This window comes from Bordetella saccharivorans (genome assembly GCF_045862855.1).
Lineage (GTDB): Bacteria > Pseudomonadota > Gammaproteobacteria > Burkholderiales > Burkholderiaceae_B > Bordetella_A > Bordetella_A petrii_F.
Window position 1 is genome coordinate 487271 of record NZ_BAAFZO010000001.1, and the last position, 24558, is coordinate 511828.

Annotated in this window: 26 protein-coding genes; 13 read left to right on the forward strand and 13 right to left on the reverse strand. The window is 69.7% G+C overall.

The annotated features are described in order from the left end of the window. The first annotated feature begins 10 nt into the window (after positions 1–10). The 6 genes from ACKTT0_RS02320 to ACKTT0_RS02345 all read left to right on the forward strand — a co-directional run bounded on the left by ACKTT0_RS02320 (position 11) and on the right by ACKTT0_RS02345 (position 3551). On the forward strand, positions 11–751 hold the full coding sequence (locus tag ACKTT0_RS02320; protein WP_407847771.1) for an aspartate/glutamate racemase family protein: 741 nt from the start codon (positions 11–13) through the stop codon (positions 749–751). An 85-nt stretch (positions 752–836) separates the two neighbouring features. Further along, entirely contained in the window at positions 837–1529 is a 693-nt protein-coding gene (locus tag ACKTT0_RS02325) for a GntR family transcriptional regulator (RefSeq protein WP_407847773.1), read from the forward strand. 218 nt (positions 1530–1747) lie between these two features. Continuing rightward, positions 1748–2065 carry a DUF4148 domain-containing protein gene (locus ACKTT0_RS02330; protein WP_407847774.1) on the forward strand — a complete coding sequence of 106 codons (318 nt, stop codon included), beginning with the start codon at positions 1748–1750 and terminating at the stop codon, positions 2063–2065. A gap of 79 nt (positions 2066–2144) precedes the next feature. Continuing rightward, positions 2145–2459: a DUF4148 domain-containing protein gene (locus ACKTT0_RS02335; protein ID WP_407847775.1), complete on the forward strand. Its 315-nt coding sequence runs from the start codon at positions 2145–2147 to the stop codon at positions 2457–2459. A 73-nt stretch (positions 2460–2532) separates the two neighbouring features. Next, on the forward strand, positions 2533–2865 hold the full coding sequence (locus tag ACKTT0_RS02340) for a DUF4148 domain-containing protein (protein ID WP_407847776.1): 333 nt from the start codon (positions 2533–2535) through the stop codon (positions 2863–2865). Between the two features lie 113 nt (positions 2866–2978). Next, positions 2979–3551 (forward strand): TetR/AcrR family transcriptional regulator, encoded by a 573-nt coding sequence (locus ACKTT0_RS02345; RefSeq protein WP_407847777.1) that lies wholly within the window; start codon positions 2979–2981, stop codon positions 3549–3551. Here ACKTT0_RS02345 and ACKTT0_RS02350 read toward each other — a convergent pair. Further along, the gene (locus ACKTT0_RS02350; RefSeq protein ID WP_407847778.1) at positions 3529–4251 is read right to left on the reverse strand and encodes a GntR family transcriptional regulator; all 723 of its coding nucleotides are present in this window, start codon (positions 4249–4251) and stop codon (positions 3529–3531) included. The two genes, ACKTT0_RS02345 and ACKTT0_RS02350, sit on opposite strands and share 23 nt — an antisense overlap. A gap of 125 nt (positions 4252–4376) precedes the next feature. Here ACKTT0_RS02350 and ACKTT0_RS02355 point away from each other — a divergent pair, with 125 nt between their 5' ends. The 3 genes from ACKTT0_RS02355 to ACKTT0_RS02365 are packed head-to-tail and all read left to right on the forward strand — an operon-like array spanning position 4377 to position 8261. Further along, positions 4377–5717: a class-II fumarase/aspartase family protein gene (locus ACKTT0_RS02355; RefSeq protein WP_407847780.1), complete on the forward strand. Its 1341-nt coding sequence runs from the start codon at positions 4377–4379 to the stop codon at positions 5715–5717. 38 nt (positions 5718–5755) lie between these two features. Next, a complete protein-coding gene (locus tag ACKTT0_RS02360) occupies positions 5756–6736 on the forward strand; it encodes a Bug family tripartite tricarboxylate transporter substrate binding protein (protein ID WP_407847782.1) in 981 nt (326 codons plus the stop codon). A gap of 25 nt (positions 6737–6761) precedes the next feature. Next, positions 6762–8261 carry a fumarate hydratase gene (locus tag ACKTT0_RS02365; RefSeq protein WP_407847783.1) on the forward strand — a complete coding sequence of 500 codons (1500 nt, stop codon included), beginning with the start codon at positions 6762–6764 and terminating at the stop codon, positions 8259–8261. On the opposite strand, the gene ACKTT0_RS02370 is transcribed toward ACKTT0_RS02365, so the two are convergent. Beyond that, positions 8248–8820, reverse strand: coding sequence for a TetR/AcrR family transcriptional regulator (locus ACKTT0_RS02370; RefSeq protein WP_028352991.1), 573 nt, complete (start codon positions 8818–8820; stop codon positions 8248–8250). The genes ACKTT0_RS02365 and ACKTT0_RS02370 overlap by 14 nt on opposite strands. A 122-nt stretch (positions 8821–8942) precedes the next feature. On the opposite strand from ACKTT0_RS02370, the gene ACKTT0_RS02375 reads away from it, so the two are divergent. Beyond that, positions 8943–9593, forward strand: coding sequence for an HD domain-containing protein (locus tag ACKTT0_RS02375; protein WP_407847785.1), 651 nt, complete (start codon positions 8943–8945; stop codon positions 9591–9593). A gap of 389 nt (positions 9594–9982) precedes the next feature. On the opposite strand, the gene ACKTT0_RS02380 is transcribed toward ACKTT0_RS02375, so the two are convergent. From ACKTT0_RS02380 to ACKTT0_RS02405, 6 genes are all read right to left on the reverse strand, one after another. After that, the gene (locus ACKTT0_RS02380) at positions 9983–10696 is read right to left on the reverse strand and encodes a haloacid dehalogenase type II (protein ID WP_407847787.1); all 714 of its coding nucleotides are present in this window, start codon (positions 10694–10696) and stop codon (positions 9983–9985) included. A gap of 96 nt (positions 10697–10792) precedes the next feature. Next, positions 10793–11962 (reverse strand): alpha-hydroxy acid oxidase, encoded by a 1170-nt coding sequence (locus ACKTT0_RS02385; protein ID WP_407847788.1) that lies wholly within the window; start codon positions 11960–11962, stop codon positions 10793–10795. An 8-nt stretch (positions 11963–11970) separates the two neighbouring features. Then, positions 11971–12948 (reverse strand): Bug family tripartite tricarboxylate transporter substrate binding protein, encoded by a 978-nt coding sequence (locus ACKTT0_RS02390; RefSeq protein ID WP_407847789.1) that lies wholly within the window; start codon positions 12946–12948, stop codon positions 11971–11973. Between the two features lie 74 nt (positions 12949–13022). Next, positions 13023–13937 carry a fumarylacetoacetate hydrolase family protein gene (locus ACKTT0_RS02395; protein WP_407847790.1) on the reverse strand — a complete coding sequence of 305 codons (915 nt, stop codon included), beginning with the start codon at positions 13935–13937 and terminating at the stop codon, positions 13023–13025. Continuing rightward, positions 13934–14812 (reverse strand): TauD/TfdA dioxygenase family protein, encoded by an 879-nt coding sequence (locus ACKTT0_RS02400; RefSeq protein WP_407847791.1) that lies wholly within the window; start codon positions 14810–14812, stop codon positions 13934–13936. The genes ACKTT0_RS02395 and ACKTT0_RS02400 overlap by 4 nt, the downstream gene beginning before the upstream one ends. Before the next feature lie 27 nt (positions 14813–14839). Beyond that, a complete protein-coding gene (locus tag ACKTT0_RS02405; protein WP_407847793.1) occupies positions 14840–16003 on the reverse strand; it encodes an iron-containing alcohol dehydrogenase family protein in 1164 nt (387 codons plus the stop codon). Between the two features lie 136 nt (positions 16004–16139). Between ACKTT0_RS02405 and ACKTT0_RS02410 the strand changes: the two genes are divergently transcribed. The 3 genes from ACKTT0_RS02410 (at position 16140) to ACKTT0_RS02420 (ending at position 19268) form a co-directional block, all read left to right on the forward strand. Next, on the forward strand, positions 16140–17057 hold the full coding sequence (locus tag ACKTT0_RS02410) for a LysR family transcriptional regulator (RefSeq protein WP_407847794.1): 918 nt from the start codon (positions 16140–16142) through the stop codon (positions 17055–17057). 139 nt (positions 17058–17196) lie between these two features. Beyond that, entirely contained in the window at positions 17197–18189 is a 993-nt protein-coding gene (locus ACKTT0_RS02415; RefSeq protein ID WP_407847796.1) for a Bug family tripartite tricarboxylate transporter substrate binding protein, read from the forward strand. A gap of 2 nt (positions 18190–18191) precedes the next feature. Beyond that, a complete protein-coding gene (locus ACKTT0_RS02420) occupies positions 18192–19268 on the forward strand; it encodes an NADH:flavin oxidoreductase/NADH oxidase (protein ID WP_407847797.1) in 1077 nt (358 codons plus the stop codon). A 309-nt stretch (positions 19269–19577) separates the two neighbouring features. Here ACKTT0_RS02420 and ACKTT0_RS02425 read toward each other — a convergent pair whose 3' ends face one another. From ACKTT0_RS02425 to narH, 5 genes are read right to left on the reverse strand one after another with little or no spacing between them, the layout of a single operon-like run. After that, positions 19578–20819, reverse strand: coding sequence for an MFS transporter (locus ACKTT0_RS02425; protein ID WP_407847799.1), 1242 nt, complete (start codon positions 20817–20819; stop codon positions 19578–19580). 36 nt (positions 20820–20855) lie between these two features. Then, positions 20856–21602, reverse strand: a complete 747-nt coding sequence (locus ACKTT0_RS02430) for a peptidylprolyl isomerase (RefSeq protein WP_407847801.1) — start codon at positions 21600–21602, stop codon at positions 20856–20858. Positions 21603–21612: 10 nt separating this feature from the next. Next, on the reverse strand, positions 21613–22299 hold the full coding sequence (narI, locus tag ACKTT0_RS02435; RefSeq protein ID WP_407847802.1) for a respiratory nitrate reductase subunit gamma: 687 nt from the start codon (positions 22297–22299) through the stop codon (positions 21613–21615). Further along, a complete protein-coding gene (narJ, locus tag ACKTT0_RS02440) occupies positions 22292–22981 on the reverse strand; it encodes a nitrate reductase molybdenum cofactor assembly chaperone (protein ID WP_407847804.1) in 690 nt (229 codons plus the stop codon). The genes narI and narJ overlap by 8 nt, the downstream gene beginning before the upstream one ends. A 13-nt stretch (positions 22982–22994) precedes the next feature. Further along, entirely contained in the window at positions 22995–24545 is a 1551-nt protein-coding gene (gene narH / locus ACKTT0_RS02445; RefSeq protein WP_407847806.1) for a nitrate reductase subunit beta, read from the reverse strand. Positions 24546–24558: the final 13 nt, after the last annotated feature.

Sequence of the window (24558 nt, forward strand, 5' to 3'; positions counted from 1 at the left end):
GATCCCGTCCATGTCATCCGCTTCCTCTTCCGGCCGCATCGCGCGCGGCGGCAAGTCCCTGTACGGCGCGCCGCTCGGCATCCTCATGCTGGACGCGCGCTTCCCGCGCATTCCCGGCGACATGGGCAACGGCCAGACCTGGCCGTTCCCGGTGCTGTACCGCGTGGTGCGCGGCGCCAGCCCGGAAAAAGTGGTGCTGCATGGCGCCGAAGGCACGCTCGACGCCTTCATCGAGGCCGGCCGCGAACTGGTCGACCTGGGCGCGGAAGCCGTCACCACCAACTGCGGCTTCCTGGCCCTGTTCCAGCAGGAGCTGGCGCAGGCGCTGGGCGTGCCGGTGGCCACCTCGTCGCTGATGCAGGTGCCGTGGGTGCAGGCCACGCTGCCGCCCGGCAAGCGCGTCGGCCTGGTCACGGTCAGCGGCGCGACCCTGTCGCCGGCGCACCTGGCGGCGGTCAACGTGCCGGCGGATATCCCGCTGGCCGGCACCGAGAACGGCCGGGAATTCTTCCGCGTGCTCATCAAGGCCGAGAAACACGACATGGACATCGGCCTGGCCGAACAGGACATCCTCGATGCCGGCCGCGACCTCGTGCGGCGCCATCCCGAGGTGGGCGCCATCGTGCTCGAATGTACTAATATGCCACCTTATGCCGCCGCCCTGCAGGCCGCCACCGGGCTCCCCGTCTACGACATCTATTCGATGATCACCTGGTTCCACGCCGGACTGCGGCCGCGGGCATTCGGCTAGGGCCTGCCCTCCGCTACCCCGGAACGGCATCGCCCGGCCGTCCGCCGCCGCATCCGCCGGCGGCCGTCCTTTCACCGGAGATCCCGTGAGCGCCGTCCCCGACAGTACCGTCGACCGTGTCTACAGCCAGCTGCGATCCATGGCCATCGGCTACGAATTCAAGCCCGGCGAGAAACTCAATGAAGTCGCGCTGGCCAAGCGGCTGGAAGTCAGCCGCACGCCGCTGCGCGAGGCGCTGAACCGCCTCGGCATCGAAGGCCTGCTGCGCTTCCAGCCCGGCAAGGGCTTCTTCTGCCGCGACCTCGACGTGCACGAGATCTTCCACCTGTACGAACTGCGCAAGGTCGTGGAAGTGGCCGGCGCGCGGCTGTCGATCGAACGTGCGCAGGACGCAGATATCCGCGAACTGCTGGCCTTTCTGGACGCCACCGGTCCCGAACCGGGCGACCGCGACGTGGCCGAGCTGGTCGACCTGGACGAAACATTCCACGAGCGCCTGCTGGCCATGTCGGGCAATACCGAGATGCTGCGCGTGCTGCACAACGTCAACGCGCGCATCCGCTTCGTGCGCTGGATCGACATGCGGCGCGGCGACCGCCGCAACTCGCAGCTCGAGCACCGCCAGATCCTCGAAGCGCTGCTGGCGCGCGACGAGGCAGGTTGCGTCGCCCTGCTCGAAAAGCACATCGGCCGCCGGCTCGACCAGATCACCTCGGCGATCCGCGAAGGCTACGCGCAAATCTACATGGGCGCGCAGGCCCAGGCGGCGGCCGCCTGAGGACCAGCCGAGGCGCCCGCGCCACACCCGCCTGAAAAAAAATCCAAAAAGCGCTTGACTTGCCTATCTACTAGTAGATAACATGCGTCTCATGGTTGGAATGCAAGCGGTGCCGCCCTCCAGCCAGCGCTTCCGGCGCATTTTTATTTCCCCGTTTATCTATCTACATATAGGTAAATTAATACAACTGCTGCAGACACTCTGGAACTGGAACCATCATGAAAACCGCTGCTTCGATCCTGCTGATCTCCGCCGGCCTGGCCGGTACCGCCGCCTATGCCCAGGAACCCTCGGGCGAGCTGGACTATCCGCCCGCCGTGGCGCAGACCTCGTCACTGACCCGCGCCCAGGTCGTGGCCGAGCTGCAAGCCGCGCGCGCCGCCGGCCAGGTCACCTTCGGCGAAACCGAACAGGCCGCCGCCCCCGCCGCCTCCAGCACGCTGACCCGCGCCCAGGTCCAGGCCGAAGCCGCCGAGGCGCGCGCCCACGGCGCCTATGCGTTTGGCGGCGAAGGCTATCCGGACACCGGCGCCTGAGCCTCTTTTATTTTCCCTGCTCACCTATCTACAAATAGATAGCTTTATTCCGCGATTCCTACCTTAACGGAGCATCACCATGAAGACCCTTGTTTCCGCCGCGTTGATTTCGATGACCATGATGGGCGCCGCCTACGCCGCCGAGCCCTCGGGCGAACTGGACTACCCGCCCGCCGTCGAGCAGACCTCTTCTCTGACCCGCGCCCAGGTCGTGGCCGAACTGCAAGCCGCCCGCGCCGCCGGCCAGGTCACCTTCGGCGAAACCGAACAAGCCGCTGTCCCCGCCGCCTCCAGCACGCTGACCCGCGCCCAGGTCCAGGCCGAAGCCGCCGAGGCGCGCGCCCACGGCGCCTATGCGTTTGGCGGCGAAGGCTATCCGAACACCGGCGCCTGAGCCTCTTTTCATTTGATTGCACTCCTACCCGCAAATAGATAGCTCAACGATTGATTCCTTACGGAGAATTGCCATGAAGACCCTCGTTTCCGCCGTGCTGATGTCGATGACCATGATGGGCGCCGCCTACGCCGCCGAGCCCTCCGGCGAGCTGGACTACCCGCCCGCGCATGACTCGTATGGCACCGTCACCCGCGCCGAGATCCAGGCCCAGTTGCAAGCCGCCAAGGTGGCCGGCCAGGTCACCTTCGGCGAAGAAGAGCAGCCCGCGGCCTACGCCGCCGGCCCCGTCCCCACTCGCGCGGAAGTCCGTGCCGAAGCCCGGGCCGCGCACGCCAGCGGCGCCGACGCGTTCGGCGAACTGGACTACCAGGCCAGCTACGACGTGGCCGGCCAACGCAGTTGAGCGCGGCGCATGCGCCGCGCCGCGGCGGCGCCGCCGATGCTTCGGCACGGCGGCCCGCCCGCGCCCTTTTTCAACAGGAGCCTGGACGCCCCGCCGCCAGACGGTGACCCACCATGAATACTGAAACCATCCGCACACAGATCATGCAGCATGCCCAGCGCCTGATCCAGGAGCGCGGCTACAACGGCTTCAGCTATCGCGACCTGGCCGCGCTGATCGGCATCAAGACCTCCAGCATTCACTATTACTTCCCGTCGAAAGAAAACCTGCTGCTGGCTGTCGTCCAGGAATACCAGGCCCGCTGGCATGCCGCGATGCGCGACATCGACCCCGCCCTGACCGCCGACGCCAAGCTGCGCGCCTATGTCGATGCGCACCGGCGCGCGTTTTGCGGCACCGAGCGCATCTGCCTGGGCGCGGCGCTGGCGGCCGAAGTCGCCAGCCTGCCGGACTGCGTGCGGCAATCGCTGCAGGACTTTTACCGCGCCAACGAAGACTGGCTGGTCGCGCTGCTGGAACAGGGCGCGCGCGAAGGCAGCCTGCGTGTACCCGGCGACCCGCGTCCCGCGGCGCGCGCGCTGTATGCCGCCTTGCAGGGCAGCGTGGTCGGCGCCCGGCTGTTCCAGAATGACGACCGGGTACAGGACCTGCTGCCCGTGGCGCTCAGCGTTCCCGAATCAGCGTGAGCGAGAACTGATAGCGGCCCGCCGGATGATATGAGGTGGACGCCTCGACCACGTTGCCGGCCTGGTCGCGGTACTGCCGCAATATGAACAGGCCGGCGGAGTCCGGCTCGACATCCAGTTCCCGCGCGATCGCGGCGGGAATGGCGCGCGCCGTGATCATCTGCTCGACCGTCGCGATGCGCCTGCCGTAGTGCGCCTCGATCAGCTCGGAAACCAGCCGGTCGGGATGTTGCTGCGCCAGCTTGCGTATGCCGCGGTAGTGCGCGTCGACGTAGAGGTCGGTCCATACCATAGGCGGCCGGCCCGGCTCGCCGCGCTTGGAACTGATGCGCAGCCAGCGCGTGCCCGCCGCGACGCCTAGCTGCCCGGCGAGGTCGATGTCGGCGACGATCTCCTGCATCTTCTGAATGTCGCGCGGCGTGCGGGCGGCCAGTTGCACCAGGTCTTCCAGCGACGACAAGGACTGGCTGAAGCCGGCCTTCGGGCGCACCGCCTCGACCGTGGTGCCGCTGCCGCGCCGGCGCGCGATCAGCCCCAGGTCCTGCAATTGTCGCAAGGCCGCGCGCACCGTGTGGCGGCTGGCGCCGAACTCCTCGGCCAGCGCGTTCTCCGGTGGAATGGCGGTGCCCACGGGATATTCCTGGCTGGCGATACGGCGCGCGAGCTCTTCGGATATCTGGGTGTATAGCGAAATCGGCATGGGACGGCGGTCGATGGACGGTACGCCATTCTATCGTCCGCCCGGCCAGCGCCGGCGGCGCCTGTTGACGGGTCGGAAAAGCGCCCCTAAGATGTACGTACATTTACTTTAGAGCGTACTTTTAGATGCCCATTTCCGTGCTCGAATCCGCCATATTCAAGGACATGTTCGGCACCGCCGCGATGCGCGCCGTGTTCGACGACCGCGCCACGGTGGCGCGCTATGTCGAGGTCGAGGTCGCGCTGGCGCGCGTGCAGGGGCGCCTGGGCATCATCCCCGCCGACGCCGCCGACCGCATCGCCGAAGCCGGCGTGGCGGGCCGGGTCGACCTCGCCGCGCTGAAGGCCGAGACCGAAATCGTCGGCTATCCGATCCTGCCGCTGGTCCACCAGCTGGCCGCGCTGTGCGGGCCGGCGGGCCAGTACGTGCACTGGGGCGCCACCACCCAGGACATCATGGACACCGCCACGGTGCTGCAGATCCGCGCCGCGCTGGAGCTGATCGACAGCGACCTGGCGCGCCTGGATGCGCTGCTCGACCAACTGGCGGCGCGCTACCGCGACACGCCCATGGCCGGCCGCACTCACCTGCAGCACGCGCTGCCGGTCACCTTCGGGTACAAGGCCGCGGTATGGCTGCTGATGATCCGCCGCCACCGCGAGCGCCTGGCGCAACTGCGGCCGCGCGTACTGATCGGCCAGTTCGGCGGCGCGGCCGGCACGCTGGCCTCGCTGGGCGACCGCGGCCTGGAAGTGCAAGCGGCGCTGATGCAGGAGCTCGGCCTGGCGGCGGCGCCCATCACCTGGCACGTGGCGCGCGACGGCCTGGCCGAAACGGTCCAGTTCCTGGCCCTGGTGGCGGGCAGCCTCGGCAAGATCGCGCTCGACATCATGCTGATGATGACCAACGAACTGGCCGAGGCCTTCGAGCCTTTCGTCAAGGGACGTGGCGCGTCCAGCACCATGCCGCAGAAGCGCAATCCCATTTCGTGCGAGCTGATGTGGAGCGCATCCCGGACGGTGCGCCAGCACGCCGGCCTGGCGCTCGACGCCATGCTGCACGACTTCGAGCGCGCAACCGGCCCGTGGCACGTCGAATGGAGCGCCATCCCCGAGGCCTTCGTGCTGACGGCCGGGTCGCTGCACCAGGCCTGCTTCATGCTCGGCGGCCTGGAAGTCGACACCGCGCGCATGGCGCGCAACCTGGACCTGACCAACGGCCTGATCGTCGCCGAGGCGGTGATGATGGGACTGGCCCCGCACATCGGCCGCCAGGTCGCGCACGACGTGGTGTACGAAGCATGCCGCCAGGCGCACGCCCGGCAGCGCCCGCTGGCCGACATCCTGCGCGCCGACGCCCGCGTCGCCGCGCGCCTGGATGGCGCGGCCATCGACCGCCTGTGCGATCCGTCCCGCTACCTGGGGCAGGCCCCCGCCATGGTGGACCGGATGCGCAGCGCCGGCTGAACGCCGGCGGATTTTTCCACAAGAACCAGGAGACAAGCATGAAGAAGTGGCTTGCGGCCGTGTCGGCCGCGCTGATCCTCACCCCGCCCGGCGCGGCCGTGGCCCGCGACGGCTATCCCGAGCGCGCCATTACGTGGATCGTGCCGTTCGCCGCCGGCGGCCCGACCGACGCCATGGCGCGCAACATCGCCAACGAAGTGTCGAAGCAGCTCGACCAGACCATCCTGATCGAGAACGTGCCGGGCGCGGGCGGCACCATCGGCGCCACCCGCGCCGCGCGCGCCGCGCCCGACGGCTATACCTTCCTGGTGGGCCACATCGGCTACATGGCGGCCGCCCCGACGCTGTATCCGCGCCTGGCCTATGACCCGGTGCGTGATTTCGACGCGGTATTCCGCTTTCCCGACACGCCGCTGGTGCTGCTGGTCGGCGCGCAGTCGCCCTATCGCAGCGTCCAGGACCTGATCGCCTATGGCAAGGCCAACCCGGGCAAGCTCAATTTCAGCAATGCGGGCGTGGGCTCGACTTCGCACCTGGTCGCCTCGCTGTTCACCAGCCAGGCGGGCATCGAGATCACCCCGATCGCCTACAAGGGCGCGGGCCCGGCATTGAACGACCTGATGGGCGGGCAAGTGGACGCCATGTTCGACCAGACCAACACGGCCCTGCCGCAGACGCGCGGCGGCAAGGTGCGGGCGCTGGGGCTGACCTCGGCCGCGCCGATGCCGCAGTTCCCCGGCGTGGCGGCCATCGGCGCGCAAGCCATTCCCGGCTTCCAGGTATCCACCTGGTACGGGCTGTACGCGCCCAAGGGCACGCCGGCGGCAGTCATCCAGACGCTGTACTCGGCATACCAGCGGGCCCTGCAGAATACCGGCTTCACGCGCCAGATGGGCGACCAGGGCATCCTGCTGCTGGCGGCCGAAGATTATGCCCCGCAAGCCCTGCAACGCCACACCGAGGCCGAGGGCAAGCGCTGGGCCCAAGTCATCAAGCAGGCCGGCATCAGCCTGCAATAGGCAGCGCGGCCAGGGAGCCCCACACATGCGCACCTATGCGGCAGAACATATCGTCGCCAGCATCGCCGACGCGCTGCAGTTCGCCAGCCACCACCATCCGCCCGATTTCGTCGCGGCGCTGCAGCGCGCCTATCGCGCCGAAAGCCAGCCGGCGGCGCGCGATGCGCTGCTGCAACTGCTGGTGAACAGCAAGCTGGCGGCGCGGGCCGCGCGGCCCGTCTGCCAGGACACCGGCGTCGCCCACGTGTACTTCGAGCTCGGCATGGACGCGCGCATCGGTGGCGCCGGCCGCGGCGCGACGCCGACCCCGCAGGCGCTGGCCGACCGCGCGGTGGCGCGCGCCTATACCGACCGCGCCAACCCGCTGCGCGCGTCGATGGTGCGCGACCCATTGGGCCGGCGCGTCAATACCCGCGACAACACGCCCGCCATCGTGCACACCGAGCTGGTCGAGGGCGACGGGCTGCGCATCACCGTGGTCGCCAAGGGCGGCGGCGGCGACGCCAAGACCCGCTACGCCATGCTCACGCCCAGCGACTCGGTGGCCGACTGGGTGACGGCGCAACTGCCGGGCATGGGGGCCGGCTGGTGTCCGCCCGCGGTACTGGGCGTGGGCGTCGGCGGCACGCCGGAGCAGGCCATGCTGGCCGCCAAGCGCGCGCTGTTCGCGCCGATCGATATCGACCCGTTGCGCGCGCGCGGCCCGCGCGACGCGCAGGAACGGCTGCGGTTGGAACTGTACGAGCGCATCAATGCGACCGGCATCGGCGCGCAGGGCCTGGGCGGCGACACTACCGTGCTCGACGTCAAGGTGGCGGCCCTGCCCTCGCATGCCGCGCTGCTGCCCGTGGCGATGGTGCCGAACTGCGCGGCCACCCGCTACGTATCGTTCGAGCAGCCTGAAAACGGACCGGCCTTGTTCACGCCGCCCGACGCCTCGCTGTGGGACGATGTGCCGGACGCCCTGCCCCCGACCGGCACGCCGGTCGACCTGGACGCCCTGACGCCGCGCCAGGTAGCCGGCTGGCGCGCCGGCCAGCAGTTGTTGCTGTCGGGGCGGCTGCTGACGGCGCGCGATGCGGCGCACAAGCGCCTGGCCGATCTACTGCGCCAGAGCGCGCCGCTGCCGGTGGAGCTGCGCGGTCGCGCGCTGTACTACGTGGGTCCGGTCGACGCGGTGGGCGACGAAGCGGTCGGGCCGGCCGGGCCGACCACCGCCACGCGCATGGACAAGTTCATGCCGGCCCTGCTGGAACGGACCGGGCTGCTGGTGACTATCGGCAAGGCCGAGCGCGGCCCGCAGGCCATCGAGGCGATCCGCCGGGCGGGCGCCGCGTACCTGAGCGCGGTGGGCGGCGCGGCCTACCTGGTGGCACGGGCGGTGCGTTCGGCCCGCGTGGTGGCCTTCGCCGATCTCGGCATGGAAGCGATCTACGAATTCGAGGTGCGCGACATGCCGGTCACCGTGGCGGTGGATGCGCAAGGCGGATGCGCGCACCGCCGCATCGCCATCAGGCCGGGCTAGGGTCGGGCTCGCGCTGTACGGCGGCCACCACGTCGCGCAGGCGCGCCGGGTCCTGGAACAGGCGCGACCCCATCAGCGCGCCCTGGAAGGTCGCGAACAGCCAGCGGCCGTCGGCCTGCGGGTCGCCCGAGGATCTCAGCGTGCCCTCGCGGGCGCCGTCGGCCATGACCTTGGCCAGCCAGGTTTCGTGCATGCGGAAGAAGGCCTGCAGCGACTGGCGCGCGCGCTCGGACAGCGAGGCGAAGTCGGCGGCCAGCATGCCGCACAGGCAGACCCGGTCGCACGGCGTGTCGCGGAACAGCGCGGCATAGCGGTCCAGCCGTTCGCGCGCGGGCAGCGCGGCGTCGATGGCCTGGACCTTGGCGGACGCGTGGGCCGCGTAGGCCTCGATGGCCTCGATCAGCAGGTCGTCCTTGCAGGGGAAGTAGTAATGGATGCTGGCCGTCTTCACCCCCACGCGCTCGGCCAGATCACGGTAGCTGAAGCCGTTGTAGCCTCGCTGCATGATGAGCGCCTGGGCATGGTCCAGGAGTTGGTCGCGGGTGGTGGCGGTAGTCATGCCGTGATTGTTATCTACTAGTAGATTGGGGTCAAGGAGGACGGCGGCGCCCGGGGGGCAAAGCGTATGCTTGAGGGAAGCGATCCGCTTCCATTCAATTCGTCCCTATTTCTGGAATCCGCATGCCCCATACTCTTGCCGCCTGGCTCCCCCGCCTGACCGCCATTGCCACGGCGGATCACCAGGACGACGGCGCGCACGATCTGAACCACCTGCACCGCGTCTGGCAGGCGGCCCGCACGCTGTTGGCCAGCCATCCGGAGGCCGACGCGCTGGTGGTGCTGGCCGCCTGCTACCTGCACGACCTGGTGAACCTGCCCAAGAACCACCCGGAGCGCGCGCAGGCCTCGCGCATGGCGGCCAGCCTGGCGCGCAGCCGCCTGGCCGAGGCCGGCTTTCCGGCCGACAAGCTGGACGCGGTGGCGCATGCCATCGAGGCGCACAGTTTCTCGGCCGGGATCGCCCCGGCGACACTGGAGGCGATGATCGTGCAGGACGCCGACCGCCTCGATGCGCTGGGCGCGGTGGGCCTGGCGCGGCTGTTCTATACGGCCGGCCGCATGGGCTCGGCGTTCGCGCACCCGGATGATCCGCTGGGCCGGCGCCGGGCGCTGGACGACCGCGCTTATGCGCTGGACCACATCGAGGTCAAGCTGGCGACGCTGCCCGCCGCCATGCACACGGCGGCCGCGCGCGCGCTGGCCGACCAGCGGCTGGCGTGGCTGCGGGACTTTCGGGATGCATTCGTGCGGGAATGGGGGGTGGTGGGCTGACTGGCTGCCGGGGGGGATGATCGGCGGTCGGAGGCTCTTGGAGACGGTCGTGGAGTTGTGCGGGGGGATGGATGGGCGGGTGCTTGGTTCTTTAGACGCCCGCGCCTGCCGGTGGGGACTGGGCGGCCACGTCGCTCGGCTCGGGCGCGCCACCAGGCGCCCTCGGCCCCCTGCGGGGGCTGCCCTCGCTCCAACTGGCCGCCCAGTCCCCACCGGCAGGCGCGGGCTCGCAGGATCGTCCAAGTGTCGGGCACTTCCACATTTAGGGAGCCCCTTGTATCTCTTCCAGGTGTCTGACACCCCGATGAGATGGCCTCCATCTGCACGGCGTGCCGGCGTGGGGTGTCGGACACCTTGCAGATGCCCGCGCCTGATGCCGGGCACTGTGCTCAGGGCAGCTTGGCGGCCAGTTCGACCAGGTCGTCGGCGGCGTAGTCCCAGCCGGCGGGGCGCGCGGCCGCGCCGGCTTTGGACGGGTCGCCGGCATGCGGGCGGTGGACATAGGCGGTATGCAGGCCGCAGCCGCGCGCCGCGTCCAGGTCGTAGTCGTGGGCGGCGACCAGCATTGCCCGGTCCGGCGTCACGCCCAGCAGTTCGCAAGCGCGCAGGTACACCTGCGGCGCGGGTTTGTAGGCGCCGGTGATGTCGGCGCCCAGGACCGCATCCCAGGGCAGCCCGCCATGCTTGGCCATGTCCGCCAGCAGGCGCGTGTTGCAGTCGGACAGCGGCGCCACGATGTAGCGTTCTTTCAACCGCGCAATGCCTGGCACCGAATCCGGCCACGGGCGCAGCCGATGCCAGGCCTGGTTGAGGGCCTCCAGCTCGGCAGCGGGAAACGAGGCCGGCGCCAGCCCGAATTGGTCCAGGCTGGCATGCAGGTTTTCCAGGTTGAGCTGGTCGAGCGGCACGAACGGCCGCTGGCCGCTGCGCACCGCCGCGGACGATGCGCTGTAGCGGCCGATCCAGGCATCGGCGAGCGCGCGCGCATCGATGCGCGCGGCGTCGTGGCGCTGCAGGAACGCCTGCGCGTCGGCCGCGATGCTGCCGCGCCAGTCGACCACGGTTCCCAGGACATCGAAAAACAGGACTTCGACCTTTGCCATTGCGCTCCTCCGTGGGCAGTACGGGAACCCGGCGCGGCGCGAGCCCCGCGCGTCGCCGCGCACTGCGGTAAGCCATGCGGATGTGGTCGGACGATTCTACAGGACCGTTTGCGGCGGCGGCTCGCGGAACAAGAGGTCCGGGCCGATGCCGGCCACCTCGCACACGCCGCACAGTTGCATCGTGCGCTGCAGCTCGTCGCGCAGGATGGCCAGCGCGCGCGCCGCGCCCGGCTCGCCGCCGGCCACCGCGCCCCACAGCGTGGCGCGCCCCACCAGCACCGCCTGCGCGCCGAGGGCGCGCGCCTTGAGCAGGTCGGCGCCGCGCCGCACGCCGCCGTCGACCAGCACGGGCAGGCGCCCGCCGACGGCGCGCGCCACGCCCGGCAGCGCGGCGAGCGTCGCCGCCGCGCCGTCCAACTGGCGGCCGCCATGGTTCGACACCACCACGGCATCGCAGCCCAGCGCGGCCAGCCGTTCGGCATCGTCCGGGCGCAGGATGCCCTTGACGATCAACTTGCGCGGCCAGGCATCGCGGATGGCGCGCAAGCGGTCCCAGTCGAACGACGGATCGTAGCTGCGCCCCACTGAAGAGGCCAGCCGGGTCGCGCTGGCGGCCGGCGCTTCCAGCTCCTTGAGGTTCTCCATCACGGGCAGGCCGTGCCGCAGCACCGCCACGGCCCAGGCCGGCCGGCTGGCGAAATCCAGCAGGTTGCGCGCCGTGTAGCGAAACGGAAAGGACAAGTGGTTGCGCGCGTCGCGCTCGCGCTTGCCGCCCACGGGCAGGTCCACCGTGATCATCAGCGCCTCGTAGTCGGCGGCGCGCGCGCGGGCGATCAGCGCATCCAGCAGTTCGCGGTTGCGCAGGATGTAAGCCTGGAACCACAGCCGTCCCGGCGCGGCGCGGGCAATCTGCTCGATCGAGGCGGTGGCCGAGGTCGACAGGGTATAGGGCACGCCGGCCGCCGCGGCGGCGCGCGCGATGGCGATGTCGCCGCCGGGCCGCCCGTAGCCGACGGCGCCGGTGGGCGCCACCGCCAGCGGCATCGCCGCGGGGCCGCCCGCCACTTCGGTCTGGGTGCTGACCTGCGCGACATTCACCAGGGCGCGCGGCACCAGCCGCACCTGAGCGTAGGCCGCGCGGTTGGCGGCCAGCGTCAGTTCGTCTTCGGCGCCGCCGTCGAAAAAATCGAAGATGGCGCGCGGCAGGCGCCCGCGCGCGGCGCGGCGCAGGTCCTCGATGCTCTGGGCGCGGATGGCTGCGGTCATGGCCCGGCCTATTGCGCCGAAATGCCGGCGGCCTTGATCACCGCCGCCCAGCGTTTCTGGTCTTCGAGCAGGAACGCGCGGAAGTGCTGCGGCGAGTCGCCGATCGGCAGCGCGCCCAGGTCCTTCAGGCGCGCCTGCACCTGCGGCTGGCCAAGCGCATGCACCATGGCCTGGTTCAGTTTCTGCACCACCTCGTCCGGCACGCCGGCCGGCGCCAGCAGCCCGACCCAGGGCGCGGTGTCCTGGAAATCAGCGAAGCCGACATCGGCCATGGTGGGCACGCCGGGAAAATCGGCGCTCGCCTGCGGGCTGCCCAGCGCCAGCACCCGCAAGCGCCGGGCCTGCACGTTGTCGGCCACGCCGATGATGGGATAGAACATGAAGGACACGCGGCCGGCCATCACCTCGGTCAAGGCGGGACCATTGCCGCGGAACGGCACGTGGATCATTTTCAATCCCGCCATGGTGCCCATCATGGCCGCCGCCAGGTGGGCCGAACCGCCGTTGCCCGCCGAGCCGTAGCTGATGCTGTCCGGCTTGGCGCGGGCCTGCTCCACCAGCTGCTTCATCGAGCGGATCGGCGAATCGTAGGCCGTGACCGCCACCATGGGCAGCGACGCGGCGTTGGAGATCGGCGCGAAGTCCGCCAGCGGATCGTAGCCGGCCTTGTCGCCGAGCAGCAGGCGGTTGACATTGTGCGACAGCGAAGCGAACAGCACCGTATAGCCGTCCGGCTGGGCGGCCGCGACCTCGCGGGTGGCGATCAATGAATTGGCGCCGGTCTTGTTCTCGACCACCACCGATTGCCCCAGCGTGCGGCCCATGTCCTCGGCCAGCAGACGCGCGATCACATCGGTGGGGCCGCCCGCGGCGAAGCCGACGATCATGCGCACCGGCTGGGCCGGATAATCGCCCGCGGCGCGCACCAGCGGCGCCGCGGCCATCAACGCGGCCGCACAGGCGGCGCGCAACAGCAGTCTCCTCATGGTTCTCTCCTTGTGTTGTCGTAGTACTTGCCCAGGGCCTGTCCATGCGGGGCTCCTCTCGAGGCGGGCAGGCCCTAAGCGATGGCGTGCTCCAGCACCCCGACGCGCGAAACCTCCATGCGCAGGCGGTCGCCTGGCCGCAGGTAGCGCGGCGGATCGCGGAACGCGCCGATGCCGGCCGGCGTGCCGGTGGCCAGCACGTCGCCCGGCTCCAGCGTCATATAGCGCGACACATAGGCAATCAGCGTCGCCACCGGAAACAGCATGTCCGCCGTGCTGGCGTCCTGCATCAACTCGCCGTTGAGCCAGCTGCGCACGGTGAGCGCCTGCGGGTCGCCCACCTCGTCGGCGGTGACGAGCCACGGCCCCATGGGCGCGAAGCCGTCCATGCTCTTGGCGAAGGTGGTCTGCGCCGGCGCGACGTCGAACTGGAATTCGCGCGCGCTGAGGTCGTCCAGCACGGTGTACCCCGCCACATGCGCCAACGCGTCGGCCACGGCCACGGCGCGGGCAGGCCGGCCGATGATCACCGCCAGCTCCGCTTCGAAATCGAGCTTGGCCACGCCGGCGGGCCGCACCACCGCCCGCCCGGGCGCGCAGACGCAGGATGGCAGCTTGCTGACGATGCGCGGCTGCTCGAACGGATCGACGCCGGTTTCCTTGGCGTGGTCGGCATAGTTGCGCCCTACCGCCACGATCTTGCCGGGGCGCGGCACCGGCGCCAGCAGCTCCACGTCGGCCAGGCCGGGGCCGGCGGCGGCCGCCTGGTCCGCCACATGGCGCCGCAATGCCTGCAAGGCGGCCGGGCCGGCCTGCAACAGGCGCAGCATGCCGTGGGAGGCGGGCTCGACGCCGGCCTGCGCCAGGCAGTCGCGCGCCGCCGCGTCGGGCTGCAGGGCCGCCACCCAACTGGTCAGGTCCAGCACGCGCCCGTCGCGCACGGCGCCCACCGCCAGCCGGCCGCCGGCGCGATAGCTGACCAGTTTCATGGCGCCGCCTCGCCGAAGTAGCGGTCGGCCATGACCTGGCAGCGCTTGATCAGCCGGTGCTCGTGCGGCGCGTAGTCGGCCACGGCGTTGTGGATGGTGCCCATGTTGTCCCACATCAGCACGTCGCCCACGCTCCAGCGGTGCCGATAGCGGAACTTTTCCTGCAATTGATGCTGGAACAGGAACTCCAGGGTGCGTTCGCTCTCGTCTGGCGGCAGCTCGTTGATGCGCATGGAATAGCCCGGGTTCGCATACAAGACCTTGCGCCCGGTGATGGGGTGCGTCAGGAAGACGGGATGCGAGACGGGCGGCTTGGCGCGGCGCTGCGCCTCGGTCAGCGGCGGGCGGGTGCTGCCCTTTTCCCGGCGCATGCGCTCCCAGAACTTGTTGAAGTCGTGCAGCACGGTCATGCCGTCCAGCCGCGCCTTCAGATCGCCGGGCAGCTCGTCGTACGCCGCGTGCATATTGCAGAACTCCGTGCAGCCCAACGGCTCGCCATCGCGGAACGGGATCTCGATGCCGTACAGGATGTTCGCGAACGCGATCATGTTGCTGTAGGACATGTCGGTGTGCCAGTCCTGCCCGGCATCGGCCAGGCCGATCGGCTTGCCGTCCTGCAGCTTGTTCGACAGGATCATCACCTCGGGCAGGCCCGGCTCCTGGTAGTTGTTGGCGACGTTGACCTCCAGCGTGCCGAACTGCTGCGCGTAAGCCTTCAGTTGCGCCGGCGTCAGGTCCTGGCGCGGGAAGCTCAGCACCCCGTAGCGCCCCAGCAATTGCTCCACCGCGCGGAACGTGGCGGGCGGCAGCGGCTGCGACAAGTCCAGCCCCTCGACCCGGGCGCCCAGGCTGTATCCGCTTTCGACGACTTCCATATGTCTCTCCGTATCAGGCGGACACCGCTACCACGCGGCATCCAGCAAAGCTTCCAGTTCGGCGGCCCCGCGCACGCGGCGTGGATTGCACGCCAGGCCGCGCTCGCGCAGGGTGCGCTCGGCAACGGCGGGTAGGACGGCGCGCGCCACGCCCAGTTCGCGCAGGCGGCGCGGCACGCCCAGCGCGGCTTGCAGCGCCACGACCTGGTCGATGGCGGCCTGCGGCGCCTGGCCGGCGTCCCAGGCCCGCGCCAGCGCGGCCAGCGGCTCGCGCGCGGCGGGCAGGTTGTAGCGCAGCGCGTGCGGCAGCATCACCGCGTTGAGCGCGCCGTGGGCCGCGCCGCAGGTGGCGCCCAGCACATGGCACAGCGCGTGGTGCAGGCAGCTGCGGGCGGTGGCCAGCACCATGCCGGCCATGTGGGCCGCTTCGAGCAGCGCGCCGCGCGCGCCGGCGTCGCGCGGGTCGTCGGCGACGCGCGGCAGCGCCTGGCGCAAGCGGCGCGCGCCCTCCAGGGCCAAGGTCGCGGCGATCGGCGAGCCCTGCGTGGAATACAGTCCCTCTATGCAATGCGCCAGCGCGTTCATGCCGGTCTCCAGCATGATGGAGGCCGGCACGGCCAGGTTCAGCGCCGGATCCAGCAACACCACCCGGCTGGCCAGCCGGGGATCCCAAAACAACAGCTTTTCGCCGTCGGCGGCGCGCACGCCGCACGACGGCGTGACTTCGGCGCCGGATGCAGTCAACGGCACCGCCACGATCGGCAACTTGGCGCGCAGCAGCGGCGGCGCATGCAACGTGGCCGGCGGCTCGAAGCGGGTGGCGTGCGTCGCCAGGCCGCCGCCTTCGGCCGCCAGCAGCGCGGCCCCCTTGGCGGTGTCGACCACGCTGCCGCCGCCGAACGCCACCAGGCAGTCGGCGCCATGCCCGGCCAGGGCCCGCGCCACCGCGGCGACCGTCTGCGGCGAAGAATGGGCGGGCACATCGACGCTTTCGGCAATCTCCGCGCCGGCCAGCGACGCCTGCAGTCCGGCGTAGGCCGGCATGGCGCGCGACCGGCGGCTTGCCAGCAGCAGCGGCCGGCGGCAGCCGAGCGCGGCGACTTCGCGTCCCGCCTCGGCCAGCACGCCGGGCCCGAATACGAGGCGGGTGCGCAGGGCCTGGTGAACGTAGCGGGTGGATTCTGTCGGCATGGTCGGCAACGGCGTGGCGCATCGGCCTGGCGGCCGGCACGCATGAACGACGGGCAGTGTATCGGCGCCCCGCCAGCCGGGATAGAATCGGGACGGGAATTTATCGTTTCCAAAACGAAAACAAATGGAGACCGCCATGGACAAACTCCGCTGCATCGAAGTGTTCATCGAAGTGGCCCAGGGGTTGAGTTTCTCGGGCGCCGCGCAGCGCCTGGGCATGGCCAAGGGCAACGTGACCAAGCACGTGAACTGGCTCGAGCACCACCTGGGCGCGCAGCTGTTGATGCGCACCACCAAGAGCGTCAGCCTCACCGAATCCGGGCTGGCCCTGCTCGAGAACGGCCGCGACCTGCTCGAGCGGGTGGAAAACGTCGAAGCCGCCGCGCGCCGGTCCGTCAAGGAGCCCAAGGGCATGCTGCGAGTGGGCACGCCGCCGTCGTTCGGCGCGTTCCACCTGGTCCCGGTGATCACCGCGTTCGCGGCCGCGCACCCGGATATCCAGGTAGTGCTGTACCTGGATGACGGCCGCACCGACCTGGTGGCCGAAGGCCTGGACATGTCAGTGCGCATTGCCCCGGCGCTCAAGGACACCAGCCAGATGGCGCACCGGCTGGCAGTAGCCCCGCAGGTGCTGGTGGCCACGCGCGGCTATCTCGAGCGGCGCGGCCGCCCGCCCGGCGTGGCCGACCTGGCCGAGCACGATTGCATGGTGCACGCGCTGAAGGCGCCCACCAATACCTGGACGTTCCAGGACCCGCAGGGCAAGCCCTGCTCGGTGCGGGTGGGCGGCACCATCCGCGCCAATTTCGGCGAGCCCCTGCGCCACGCGGCGCTGCTGGGCCACGGCATCTCGATGCACCCCACCTACATGGTGGCCGACGACATCCGGCAGGGGCGGCTCGAGATCGTGCTGCCGGCGTACCGCCCCACCGGGCTGGACATCTATGCCGTGTTCCCCAGCCGGCGCAACCTGCCGCTGCGCGTGCGCACTTTCCTGGACTTCCTGAAGGAATGGTTCAAGCGGCCCGACTGGACTGGCATCGCGCCGGTATAGTTTCCACACCGGAAACGACAAGTTCTTGATCAGGTCCTATGCCGGGGCCGGATGCGTTCCTATACTGCCGCCGGTAAACAGCGCCGGCCACAGGCGCGCGGCCAGGCATTCCGCCTGCGCCCGACCGAGAGGAGCCAACATGAACCTGCCCGCGATGCGCCCATGGAGGCGCCTGCTGCATGCCTGCGCCTGCCTGCTGGCCATCGGCGCGATGCTGCCCGCCGCCCGCGCCGCCTATCCCGACCACCCGATACGTATCATCGTGCCGTTCTCGGCCGGCGCGACGCTGGACCTGATGACGCGCGCGGTCGCCGAGCAACTGGCCGGCGAACTGGGCCAGCAGGTCATCGTGGAAAACCGCCCCGGCGCCAGCGGCATCATCGGCGCCGACGCCACGGCCAAGGCCGCGCCCGACGGCTACACCTACATGATGGCGCCGTTCAGCGTGCTGGCGGTCAACGCCAGCCTGCACCAGAACCTGCCTTACGACAACCTGCGCGACTTCGCGCCGGTGGCCCTGGTGGCGGCGGCGCCGCACGTGCTGCTGGCCAGCGCGCAGTCGCCCTTCAAGACCCTGGGCCAACTGATCGACTATGCCAAGGCGCATCCCGGCGAACTGTCGTATGCCTCGGCCGGCGCCGGCAGCTCGGCGCACCTGGCGACCGAGGTGCTGCGCTACATGACGGGCATGAACATGGCGCACGTGCCGTACAAGGGCACCGCGCCAGCCTACAGCGACCTGATCCCCGGCCGGGTGGCGGTCATGGTCGACGGGGTCGGCGCCGCCCTGCCGCGCATCCAATCGGGCCAGGTGCGCGCGCTGGGCGTCACCAGCCCGCAGCGCGTGCCGGTATTGCCGGACGTGCCCACGCTGGCGGAGGCCGGCGCCCCCGGGTACGATGTGACGCCATGGTATGGCATGGTGGCGCCGCGCAATACGCCGGCCGCCGTGGTCGACACCATGAACGACGCAATCAATCGCGCGCTGCGCAGCGCCGCGCTTGGCAAGCGCTTTGCCGACATGGGGCTGGAGCCGCGCGGCGGCACGGCCGCCGACTTCGGCGCATACCTGGCCAGCGAAACCGCCAAATGGCGCGAAGTCGTGCGCAACGCCCACGTTACAGTGAACTGAGCATGTCCAGCCTGTTGTTTACCCCGCTGCAACTGCGCAGCGTGACGTTCAAGAACCGCATCGGCGTGGCGCCGATGTGCCAGTACTCCTGCCGCGACGGCCTGGCCAGCAACTGGCACCTGGTGCACCTGGGCAGCCGGGCGGTGGGCGGCGCCGGCATGGTCATGGTGGAAGCCTCGGCCGTGTCGCCCGAAGGGCGCATCAGCCCCGCCGACCTAGGCATCTGGAGCGACGCACACGCGGCCGCGCTGGCGCCCATCGCGCAGTTCATCGCCGAACAGGGCGCGGCGCCCGCCATCCAGCTGGCCCACGCCGGTCGCAAGGGTTCCACGCAAGTGCCCTGGCAGGGCCGCCAGGCCGCGGCGCCGGAACACGGCGGCTGGCCGGTGCGCGCGCCCAGTCCCGTGCCTTTCAATGACGTTTATCCCCTGCCGGCCGAAATGACCGAGGCCGACATCACGCAGGTGGTCGACGATTTCGCGGCGGCCGCGCAGCGCAGCCGCGCCGCCGGCATGCGGGTGGTCGAACTGCACATGGGCCACGGCTACCTGATGCACCAGTTCCTGTCGCCCTTGAGCAACCGCCGCACGGACGCCTACGGCGGCTCGTTCGACGCGCGCGTGCGGGCGCCGCTGCGCGTGGCGGCCGCGGTGCGCGAAGCATGGCCGCAAGATTTGCCGCTGTTCGTGCGGCTGTCGGCCACCGACTGGCTCGAAGGCGGCTGGGATGTGCCGCAGTCGATAGAGCTGGCGCGCCGCATGAAGGCGCTGGGGGTGGATCTGGTGGATTGCTCCAGCGGGTCGATCGTGCCGGGCTCGCAGGGCGAGGCCGCGCCCGGCTACCAGGTGCCCCTGGCCGAGCGGATCCGGCGCGAAGCCGGGGTGGCCACCGCCGCGGTGGGGCTGATCACCCAGGCGGCGCAGGCCGAGCAGATCCTGCGCGACGGCAGCGCGGATATGGTGCTGCTGGCGCGCGAACTGCTGCGGGACCCCTATTGGCCCCTGCGGGCGGCGGCGGAACTGGATGCGCCGACGCAATGGCCGGTGCAGTACCTGCGGGCAGTGGCGGCGCGCGGCTGACGCGGCGCCCGGTTGTCACGCAACACCGGGCCCCGGGCTGCCGCGCCGCTTGCTTACCGAGGTGTCTGACACCCTTGCGGTGTCAGACACCTGGGCTCCAGGCCGCCGCATCTCTTGCTTGACGAGGTGTCCGCCCCCCCACGATGTCAGACACCTGGGCCCCCCAGGCTGCCGCATCTCTTGCTTGATGAGGTGTCCGCCCCCCCACGGTGTCAGACACCTGGGCCCCCCCCAGGCCGCCGCATCTCTTGCTTGATGAGGTGTCTGACACCCTTGCGGTGTCAGACACCTGCCAAGGGCTGCCCGGGCTCAGGATTCCCGCGCCACTTCGCCGGAGATCTCCACCTTCCTGACCTCGCCGACGTACATCACGATCAGCGACACCCATACGACGCCATAAAGCAGCATGAAGCAGCTGGAGCGGATCTGCAGCAGGTCCGCCATCGCGCCGAACATCAGCGGCAAGAGGAACCCGCCCACGCCGCCGGCCAGGCCCACGATCCCGGTCACCACCCCCATGTTCTCGGGAAAATCGTCGGCCACGTACTTGAAGGTGGACGCCATGCCGAAGGCGAACATCGCACCCAGCACGAACAGCAGCAGCGTGAACAGCCAGATCGGCAGGTAAATGTGGAATGCCTCCGGTCCGTGCAGCGTCTGCACGGTCAAGGTGGTGTTGGGATAGGACAGCAGGAACAGGCACACCCAGGCGACCCACAAGCACCACCAAGTCATCTTGTGGGCGCCAAAGCGGTCCGCCAGGCCGCCGCCCACGGCGCGCAGCACCGCCCCCGGCAGCGAGAAGCCGGCCGCCAGCGCCGAGGCGGCCACCAGCGTCAGGTTGTACTCGGCCTGGAAGTACTGGGGGATCCACAGCGACAGCGCCGTGAAGCCGCCGAAGGTGATCGAGTAGTACTGGCAATAGCGCCACACCCGCGGGTTCTTCAATACCTTGAACTGGTCCGCCAGCCTGCCGCCGCTCTGCCCGGCGCCGGGATCGGGCGCGGCGGCCAGCCAGAAGATCGCGGCCGTTACCAGCAGGGACACCGCGTAGATCTTCGGCACCATGCGCCAGCCGTAGGTTTCCAGCAGGATCGGCGTGATGAACAAGTTGACCGCCGCCCCCACCGTGCCGGCGCCGAAGAAACCCATGGCGAAGCCCTTGCGCTCCGGCGAGAAAAAGCGCGACACATACGGCGTGCCGACCGCGAACGACGCACCCACCAGGCCCAGGAACAGGCCGATCAGCAGGAACTGCCACAGCGCCTGCGCGTAGCTGACCAAGTACACGGGTATCGCGCAGCCCACCAGCAGCACCGTCATCACGATGCGGCCGCCGTAGCGGTCGGTCCAGAGGCCGAGCGGCAGGCGGAAAATCGCGCCGGTCAGCACCGGCGTCGAGGTCAGCAGGCCGAACTGGAACGCATTCAAGCCCAGCTCCTGGCGAATGCGGATGCCCAGCACGCCGAACATCATCCACACCACGAAGCACACCATGAATGCGAACGTACTGCTGTACAAGACCGCATAAGCCCTGGGACGGTTGCTCATCGCGCTCTCCCTGGTGAATAAAAAAGCCGAACCGGGTTACTGCAGCAAGGGCGAATCGGCGCCGGGCATGTCCAGGCCCTCGATGCGCGCCTGGCCCACCAGCCACTGCAGGTACTGGTGCGTGGCGCGCCGGTCGGAGGCCTGCTTCAACCAGCCGGCGATGCGCGCGTGCACGTCCTCGAAGGCCATCGGCGTGCCTTCGACCTTGCGCCCGCTGCGCACGATATGGAAGCCGTGGCGGGTCTGCACCAGCCGGTCCAGCAGCGTATGCGCCGGCATGGCGAACACCGCCTGCTCGAACTCGGGCACGGTGGCGCCGCGGCTGATGTCGCCCAGCCGGCCGCCCTCCTGCGCCGAGGGACAGTTGGAATACTGCCGCGCGAAATCGGCGAACGCCCCGGGCGCGGCGCCATGCACCTGCTGCAGGATCTCGCCGGCCCGCGCGCGCAGCTGTTGCGGATTCACCCGCGGCGTCAGCTGGAACAGGATGTGCCATACCTCCACCAGCGCGCCGCTCAGGAACTGCGCCGGGTGCTGCTCGTAGTAGCGCCGGCAGGCGGCCTCGTCGGCCTCGGGGGTGCGCACCTCCGCCGCCAGCACGGCTTGCACCGCGGCTTCCTCGCCGTGCCCGGCCAGGCCGAGCGCGCGGGCGCGCTGCAACAGCAGTTCGCGCAGGACCAGTTCGCGGCCGGCGCTCTGCAGGGGATCGGCCTCGTCCTGGTGGCGCGGCAGTTCGGCCTGCAGCCGCGCATCGTCGATGGTGACGCCGTTGACGGAGATCATGCGCGCGCCCTCAACGCGAACGCACCAGTTGCCAGGCCCGGCCCAGGTAGCCCAGCGACGCGAAACCGCTCCATACATGCACCAGCCGCGTGAACGGGAAGATCAGGAACAGCGTCATGCCCAGCACCATGTGCCACTGGTACACCCATGGCACGCCCTGCATGATGTCGGCCGCGCCAGACCGGAAGGTGACAATGCGCTGCGCCCATTCGCCCAGCAATACCATCAGCGCACCGTCTTCGTGCTTGGCCGAGGTCAGGATCGACAGCAGGCCCAGCGACAGCACGACCAGGATCCACAGCAGCGTCAGCCAGTCGGAAAACCGCGAAGTCGCGACCAGGCGCGGCTCGGAGAGGCGGCGATAGATCAGGATCAGCAGGCCCGCCAGGCACACGATGCCCAGTATGGCGCCGACGATCACCGCCATGGCCTGTTTGGCGTGCGTGGACAGGCCCAGGGCGTGATACACCGCCGGCGGCGTCAACAGGCCGACCAGGTGCGTAAAGAACAGCGAGATGATGCCCAGGTGGAACAGATTGCTGCCCCAGCGCAGCATGCCACGCTTGAGCAGTTGGCTGGAGTCGCTTTTCCAGGTGTATTGCTCGCGCTCGAAGCGTGCCAGGCTGCCGAACAGGAACACCGCCAGGGCAATGTACGGATACAGGCCAAAGAAGAAGTAGTGCACATGATCAGCCATGTCGATCTCCTTGTGCGGGCCCGAGCGCGGCATGCGCCCGCCGGGGGGCGGTTTCGTAGAAATGCACGGGTTGGGCGGTCTGGGTACGGGCCCGCAGCGCCGGTTCGGTGCCGTCGGCCTCGGGGCCGAACGTCACCATGGTTTCTTCCATCTCGCCCTCCGGCGGCTCGGGCAGCGGCTGCGGCACCGTATCCGTCAGGCCGCGCAGCACCGTGAACACCGCCGCGTACGGGCTGCCCGCCTCGGCGAGCTTGCCGCCGAGGCGGGCCAGCACGTGGATCGCGTCGCCCAGCAGCGCGGCCGCCGCCGGCGGCGGAATCTGGGCCAGGAACTCCAGGAACAGCGGCACGTAGTCGGGCAGTTCGGTGCTGTCCAGCACCAGCCCGTGGCGCAGGTATTCCTCGCGCAGGTCCACCATGGCCTGGCCGCGGTCGCGCGACTCGCCGTGGATGTGCTCGAACAGGTGCAGAGAATGGGCCGGCCGCCGGTCGAACGTGGCGACGTATTGCTCCTGCAGGTCGATCAGGTCGCCCCCGCCTTCCAGCAGGGCGAAGACCGGCTCCAATTCGGCGCGCCGCGCCGGATCCAGCGCGGCGCGCAACTCGGGCAGCGCCGCCAACAGCTCGGCGTCCGGGTATGCCAGCAGTGCCGACAGCACTGCATAGACGGGGGTCGCGGGCATGGTCATGGCCGTGCTACCCCGCCACCTTGTCGCGCTGCACTTCCATGAACACCACCTGCTGGGCATCGCCGCGCGGCTTGCTGCCGAACAGGCTGCCCTGCGACACCCCGCCCGAACAGCCGTTGCCGAACGAGAAACCGCAGCCGCCGCGCATGTCGAAGGCATTCTCGGCGTACTCGCGGTGCGAGGTGGGAATCACGAAGCGGTCTTCGTAGTTGGCGATCGCCAGGTAGCGGTACATGTCCTCGACCTGCGCGGTGCTCAATCCCACCTGGCGCAGGATATCGGCGCGCTCCTCGCCATCCACCGTGCGGGCCCGCATGAAGGCGCGCATGGCCAGCAGGCGCTCCAGCGCCAGCGCCACCGGCGCCTCGTCGCCGGCGGTCAGCATGTTGGCCAGGTAGCGCAGCGGAATGCGCAGCGACTTCACGTCGGGAATCTCGCCGAACGCGCCGATATGGCCGCTGTTGGCCGCCGCCTGGATCGGCGACAGCGGCGGCACATACCACACCATCGGCAGCGTCCGGTATTCCGGATGCAGGGGAAAGGCGATGCGCCATTCCACCGCCATCTTGTAGGTGGGCGAGTAGCGCGCCGCGTCCAGCCAGGCCTGCGGCACGCCGTCGGCCAGCGCCTGCGCGATCACCGCGGGGTCTTCAGGGTCCAGGAAGACCTCCAGCTGCGCCTCGTACAGCGCCTTCTCGTCCTCGACCGAGGCGGCGCGCTCGATGCGGTCGGCGTCATACAGCAGCACGCCCAGGTAGCGGATGCGCCCCACGCAGGTTTCCGAACAGACGGTCGGCTGCCCGGCCTCGATGCGTGGATAACAGAAAATGCATTTCTCGGCCTTGCCGCTCTGCCAGTTGTAGTAGATCTTCTTGTAGGGACAGCCCGACACGCACATGCGCCAGCCGCGGCACTTGTCCTGGTCGATCAGCACGATGCCGTCTTCCTCGCGCTTGTAGACCGAGCCGGACGGACAGCTCGCCACGCAGCTCGGGTTCAGGCAGTGCTCGCACAGGCGCGGCAGGTACATCATGAAGGTATTCTCGAACTGTCCGTAGATGTCCTTCTGCACGTCCTCGAAGTTGTAGTCCTGCGAACGCTTGGCGAACTCGCCGCCCAGGATCTCCTCCCAGTTGGGGCCCCACTCGATCTTCTCCATGCGCCGGCCGGTGATCAGCGAGCGCGGCCGAGCGGTGGGCGCGGCCTGCAGCTCGGGCGCATTGTGCAGGTGCTCGTAATCGAAAGTGAATGGCTCGTAGTAGTCGTCGATCTCGGGCAGGTTGGGGTTGGCGAAGATGTTGGCCAGCAGCCGCAGCTTGCCGCCCTGGCGCGGCTCGATGCGGCCGGCGGCGGTGCGCTTCCAGCCGCCGTTCCAGCGCTTCTGGTTCTCCCAGTCCTTGGGATAGCCGATGCCCGGCTTGGTCTCGACGTTGTTGAACCAGGCGTATTCCATGCCGCCGCGCGAGGTCCAGACGTTCTTGCAGGTGACCGAACAGGTATGGCAGCCAATGCACTTGTCCAGGTTCAGCACCATGGCGATTTGCGCGCGTACTTTCATTGTCGTCTCCGCT